Annotated in this window: 5 protein-coding genes; all 5 read left to right on the plus strand. The window is 40.5% G+C overall.

Going from position 1 to position 6,100, the window contains the following annotated elements:
- Nucleotides 1-360: 360 nt before the first annotated feature.
- The 5 genes from MR764_RS20065 to murI all read left to right on the plus strand — a co-directional run bounded on the left by MR764_RS20065 (nt 361) and on the right by murI (nt 5,981).
- Nucleotides 361-1,302, plus strand: coding sequence for a hypothetical protein (locus MR764_RS20065; protein ID WP_247981246.1), 942 nt, complete (start codon nt 361-363; stop codon nt 1,300-1,302).
- A gap of 209 nt (nt 1,303-1,511) precedes the next feature.
- Nucleotides 1,512-2,297 carry an EFR1 family ferrodoxin gene (locus MR764_RS20070; RefSeq protein WP_247981247.1) on the plus strand — a complete coding sequence of 262 codons (786 nt, stop codon included), beginning with the start codon at nt 1,512-1,514 and terminating at the stop codon, nt 2,295-2,297.
- Nucleotides 2,298-2,432: 135 nt separating this feature from the next.
- Entirely contained in the window at nt 2,433-2,957 is a 525-nt protein-coding gene (locus tag MR764_RS20075; RefSeq protein WP_247981248.1) for an Imm63 family immunity protein, read from the plus strand.
- Nucleotides 2,958-3,268: 311 nt separating this feature from the next.
- Nucleotides 3,269-5,137, plus strand: coding sequence for a glycosyltransferase (locus MR764_RS20080; RefSeq protein WP_247981249.1), 1,869 nt, complete (start codon nt 3,269-3,271; stop codon nt 5,135-5,137).
- A 10-nt stretch (nt 5,138-5,147) separates the two neighbouring features.
- On the plus strand, nt 5,148-5,981 hold the full coding sequence (gene murI, locus MR764_RS20085) for a glutamate racemase (RefSeq protein ID WP_247981250.1): 834 nt from the start codon (nt 5,148-5,150) through the stop codon (nt 5,979-5,981).
- Nucleotides 5,982-6,100: the final 119 nt, after the last annotated feature.

Genomic DNA, 6,100 nt, shown 5'->3' on the forward strand with positions numbered 1-6,100 from the left:
TAATTGCTTGTTTGCATGCAAAAATCCGTATTTTCAATTCAAATCGTCACGCTATCAAAAATCGCTACAAGTACGACTAACAAAGAATTTCAAAGAACGTCTATTAATTTTTAATACCCACTAGTGAAATTATGTTTATTTTTAGAAAGCTAAAAACCGAACGCCATGCCTGCATCATTGCAAAATAAGGATGTACCCACAGTAACGGGAGTTTAAAACACATAAAAAATCCGTTAGATGACCTCGAAATATAAACAGGAAAAACCTTACACTAAAAACCAGTTGGGTGTGTATAATCAGGGTTTACCTAGTAGATAAGATAGTTACCCACAATGCAAAAAACAACAAAAATCAATGACCATGAGTGAATTTAAAGAACTAGAAAAATTAAAAAAAGAATTAGAGAACTATGCAGATAGATCTTCTCAGATTAGAATTTTAGCAGAATATTTGTTGGAGCATCTAAAGGCGACAACTATAAGTAAAAGTAAATCTTCACACGAAGTATTTAAAGCTTACAAAGATTTATACGATTCAAATCCTGAGTTTATTCCTATAATTCCAGAGAATACTTTTATTGTAAGCTTATCGAAAGTATCTAGTGAACAAGGCACAAAAATTAACTGTCCAGGACGTAGGCAAGGTTATTATTTAGAGCAATTAGTTCAAACAATTGAGAAAATTGAGGAGGAAACAAAAAAAGAGACAGAAGTAAAAGAAAAGGCCGTTGAGGAAGATTCAAAAAGTAAGTCGCTAATTCAAGAAAAAAGCTTATACCCCATTTTAAAAAGCTGGTTGTTCGAGAAGGACTATGATAGAGTTGCAGATGTTTCCAATTTAAAATCCAATGGCAAATGGGGAAATCCAGATTTAGTTGGATTAAAAATTGAAGATATTTATGGTCGACCAGAAGTTGAAATAACAACAATTGAGGTTAAGCTGACTGAAGATAATTGGGAACAGTGGATTTTTGAATCTATTGCACATACAAGATTTTCTAATCGCTCTTATTTTGCATTTCTATATCCAGAAAATCTATTCAACAAACTTGATTCGACAGATATAAAATTATATGCTGAGCATTTTAATGTTGGTGTTTTAATTATCGAGATTGAAGGTCAGGAATATTTGAAAATAAAGAGCAAAGACCCTGTCGATTTAAATGAGGAGAAATTAAGAATAATTGAATATCATCAGGCTCCTTATAATCAGACCCATATTAAATTCAGAAAGAAATTTTTAAAAGCTCTAGATATTTTAGAGCTAAATAAATTATATCGATTCGGTGAAGAATTAGATTAAAGCACAATGGCTAACAAATTGCAAATTGATTGCGGGTGCAGCGGTGTGTGTTGTCTCTGTTACTTTCCTGACCGTCATGTCCTGGCGGACACGGGCGCTCTCCGAAATCCGCCCCGGCAAATTGCAATTTACCGTTAGTTATTAGGAACAGTGCGAATGGAGCCAATTATACGATAAATGAATTATTATAAAATTAAGGATTAGAGGCAATGGAAACTTTAAGTCTGATATATTATTCTCCAACAAAAACGACACAGAAAATTGTTAGGGAAATTGGTCAAAATATGGGATTAAAACTTATCTCAGAAAATAATATTGCCGAAAATAAGATCGAATCAATGCCCAAAGCAGCTAATAATTGCCTCACTATAATTGGGATGCCGGTATATGCAGGACGCTTGCCAATAACAGCTATTGACAGACTAAAAAAGATTCAGTCGAATCAATCGCCGGTAGTAATTGTGGTTGTGTACGGCAATCGAGATTATGATGATTCACTTTTGGAACTTAACGAAATTGCAAGTAATTGTGGATTTAAGGTAATTGCCGGCGCTGCATTTATCGGAGAACATTCATATTCAACAAATGAAAAACCAATAGCCAAGAACAGACCTGATCAACAAGATTTAGAAAAGTGTAGGGATTTTGCCAGGATGATAACTGAAAAATTGAAGGATATAAACTCGCGCTCAGAACTAAATATACCGGGTAACTATCCCTATAAAGAACGCAAACAGTTACCTGCAACTATACATCCAGAAACAGATAATGATCGATGCAATCAATGCGGAATTTGTGTCGACTCATGCCCTGCAAATGCGATAACCATTCAAGAAACAGTGATAACAAACGGTGAATTGTGCACGTTATGTTGTGCTTGTGTAAAATATTGTCCTGATGAAGCGAGAACATTGGATACCCCAATCGTAAATACAATTAGAGAGAACCTGTTTCTCAATTGTTCGATAAGAAAAGAACCTGAATATTTTATATAAGTAATGACAGGTAAAGTCTTAAATAGTAAAGCTTGTAGCCCGCTCAAACAGCGTAGCGGGTTGACAGGAAAGTGCCACGCCATCTGCCACTACTCATAAAATTTTCCGTTAGCGGTTATTTTGAAAACCAGACAAATGTCAAAAATAAGATATCGACATATTAGAAGAAAAGTCAAAGAATTGGCAAATAAAATTGAAGCGCCAGCCAATTTATTCCCGACATATAGATTCTCGTCTGGAGATGCGCTACCACTTATTAAAATAGACAAACAAGGAAAACTTCATTATTTGCTAGTTGAGAGAGGACAAGAATTTGAAAGAAGAACGACTGAAAATCTTGATGAACTTTTATACTGGATTTTTTCTGGTATTACTGCATCAATGGCTTTTGAGTATGAACTAAAAAACAGGATTGAGGACAAAGATTGCAGAAGAATCGCATTTGACAAGCAGATTGAACTTCTTTCCATTCTTAATGAAAATTGGAGTAAAAAAGAGCATGAAGAACATTTGCAAATTTTAAAAAATCACCCATTCGATGACTTAGCTGGACTTAGAGCAACATATTACGGAGAACTGAGAGAAAAAGGATTGCCAGAAGACGAAATTGAAAAATTAGTATTTGAGAAATACCCTGAATATGAAAAAAACAACCGTTAACATTTTGCAAATTGCATTGCGGGTGCAGTGGTGAGCGTTGTCTCTACTCCTTTCCTGACCGTCATATCCGGTCAAACGCTGACAGCCAGCTGAGCCAATAAACATACACTTCAACCTCCGCACCAAGAGGAATTACCCCGTAAATCTTCCCTTTTATTGATCCTAAGATGTATTGCAGACGGTGATTTTTTAGGTCGGTAAACGTTCGCCGGAGCCTATCTGTTTGATTTTCCAGAACATTGCGGACCCGACTTTCTTCAAAGTTTTTATCGGTTTCGTGTTGCCCGAATAGCAGATAAAATCTATATTTAATGGCAGTAATAATGGCCTTTTCAAGTCCTTTTCAATCATCGCTAAAACTCAACGAAATGAAAGATAACGCAGCTCTGAATAACACGAAGCTATTTGAAGTAGCCTGGGAAGTTTGTAACCAGGTGGGAGGTATTTATACCGTCATCCGGTCGAAAGTTCCCTCTGTGATCAAAAAATGGGGCGAAGACAATTATTTCCTGATCGGGCCCTATTTCGAAGATCAGGCAGCTGCACATTTCAATCCGGCCACCGATTATTCTACGCCAATCGGGAAAGCCGTTTTAGAGATGCAGTCGAGAGGATTTGACGTGCATTACGGCAAGTGGATCGTTTCGGGACGGCCAAATGTGGTGTTGTTTAACCCGTATTCGGTATACGATAAACTGGGCGAGATTAAACACTTATTGTACCAGGACTACCACATCTCCATTCCCGATGGCGATGAACTGCTCGATAAGGTGGCAGCCTTTGGTTTCCAGGTAAAAGAGTTCTTTCATTTCTTGTGCAACAATGGATTCTGCGGCATCAATACCATTGCTCATTTTCATGAGTGGATGGCGGGGATACCGATTCCGGGCATACGAAAATCAAACCTGAACATAAAGGTGGTATTTACCACTCATGCCACTATACTGGGGCGATACCTGGCCATGAACGACCACGAATTTTACCAGCATTTGCCGTTTTATAACTGGGAGCAGGAAGCCACCAATTTTAACATACGGCCCATCGTCGAAATTGAGCGGGCATCGGCTCACGGCGCACATGTTTTTACCACGGTGAGTGAAGTAACTGCCCGCGAATGCACCCATTTATTGGGGCGGACTCCCGATTTGATATTACCCAACGGGCTGAATATTCAGCGGTTCGAGGCCTTGCACGAGATACAAAACCAGCATGTTCAGATCAAGGAACGGATACAGGAATTTGTAATGGGACACTTTTTCCAAAGCTATCCCTTCGACCTCGACAAAACTTTGTATTTCTTTACTTCGGGTCGCTACGAGTACCAGAACAAGGGCTACGATCTAACGCTGGAAGCCCTGGCGCGCCTGAACTGGAAAATGCAACAGGCCGGCTCGGATATGACCGTGGTGTCGTTTTTTATCACCAAGCGTCCGTTCTATTCATTTAGTCCCGAAGTACTGCAGTCGAGAGCACAGATTGAAGACGTGCACCGTGTGGTCGACGAGATAAAGGAACAGGTGGGAAAACGCCTGTACAACAAAATTACTACTTCGACCGAAGCCTACGACTTCCCCGACTTAAGCGAATTGGTGGATGATTATTTACGGCTAAAACTGCGCAGAAACATACAAAGTTGGAAAACCCATAGTTTACCCAAAGTGGTAACGCATAGTTTGGTGGATGACGGAAAAGACGAAATCCTGAACTTCCTGCGTTCGTCGAACCTGGTTAATCACCGGCACGACAAGGTTAAGATTGTATATCACCCTGATTTTATTTCCACTAGCAACCCGCTCTTCCGGATGGATTACACCCAGTTTGTGCGGGGATGTCACCTGGGAATTTTCCCGAGTATGTACGAACCGTGGGGATATACGCCGCTGGAATGTCTGGCAAGTGGTGTGCCGTCGGTAACCAGTAACCTGGCCGGCTTTGGTGATTATGTGGTAAACAATATGCCGCAGCACGAAGAACAGGGAATGTACATTATCGACCGCACCGACGGAAATTTCCACCGTGCTGCGGAGGGATTGGCCAATATGCTTTTTGAATTTGTAAACAAGACACGGCGTGAACGGATTGCCCTGCGTTACCAATGTGAAGAAGCGTCGATGCACTTCGATTGGTCGAACCTGGGGAAATACTACGACGATGCCTATAAACTTGCGCTTCAGCGCTAATTGATACAATATGACTTACGCCCCGATTGGAGTTTTTGATTCAGGATACGGAGGCCTGACGGTGTTAAAAGAACTCGTGGATACCTTGCCTGAATACGATTTTTTATACCTGGGTGACAATGCCCGTACACCTTACGGCACCCGGTCGTTTGATGTGGTTTACAAATACACCCTGCAATGCGTAAAGTATTTGTTTGAGCAGGGTTGTCCGCTGATTATTATCGCCTGTAATACGGCTTCGGCTAAAGCGCTCCGCAATATTCAGATGCTCGATTTACCCACGCTGGCGCCCGATAACCGTGTTTTGGGCGTGATACGGCCAAGTGTGGAAAAGGTGGCTGAGATTACCCAAAACGGGCACGTAGGTGTACTCGGAACGGTGGGTACGGTAACTTCCGAATCGTATCCGATCGAGCTGGAGAAATGGTCGGGGGGAAGAGTAATTTCGACCGTGCAGGAAGCCTGCCCCATGTGGGTACCTATTGTGGAAAATAACGAGATTGATACCGAAGGAGCCGATTTCTTTGTAAAGAAAAACATTCTGAATATTCTCCAAAAAGACAAGGATATTGATACGCTAATCCTGGGGTGCACCCATTATCCGCTGCTCGAAAAACTGATTCGCAAATATGTACCTGAAGAAATCGAAATATTAAAACAGGGGCACATTGTAGCTGAAAAGCTGGTCGACTACCTGGAGCGCCATCCGGAAATGAAGCTTCGTTTATCTGCCGGGGGAAAAATAGAATATCAAACTACCGAATCGGCTGAAACATTTGAAAGCAAAGCCTCCATTTTTATGGGGCAGGAAGTAAGGGCTTCAACGGTTGTTCTTCATGACTAGTCCTAAATAAGCGTTACAGATTATTGGACTAAGTTAATAGATTCACAGACCGTTTCAAAGCTAGCTTTGAAACGGTCTGTTCTTTTATAGCTTTTAATTTTAATGGTATCTTGTTTGTG

Origin of the sequence: Maribellus sp. YY47, from assembly GCF_023111095.1 — a bacterium.
GTDB lineage: Bacteria > Bacteroidota > Bacteroidia > Bacteroidales > Prolixibacteraceae > Draconibacterium.

Excerpts from the sequence above, each read along its gene's own strand:
- MR764_RS20065 (WP_247981246.1), top strand. The coding sequence starts at position 361 with ATGAGTGAATTTAAAGAACTAGAAAAATTAAAAAAAGAATTAGAGAAC.
- MR764_RS20070 (WP_247981247.1), top strand. The coding sequence starts at position 1,512 with ATGGAAACTTTAAGTCTGATATATTATTCTCCAACAAAAACGACACAG.
- MR764_RS20075 (WP_247981248.1), top strand. The coding sequence starts at position 2,433 with ATGTCAAAAATAAGATATCGACATATTAGAAGAAAAGTCAAAGAATTG.
- MR764_RS20080 (WP_247981249.1), top strand. The coding sequence starts at position 3,269 with ATGGCAGTAATAATGGCCTTTTCAAGTCCTTTTCAATCATCGCTAAAA.
- murI (WP_247981250.1), top strand. The coding sequence starts at position 5,148 with ATGACTTACGCCCCGATTGGAGTTTTTGATTCAGGATACGGAGGCCTG.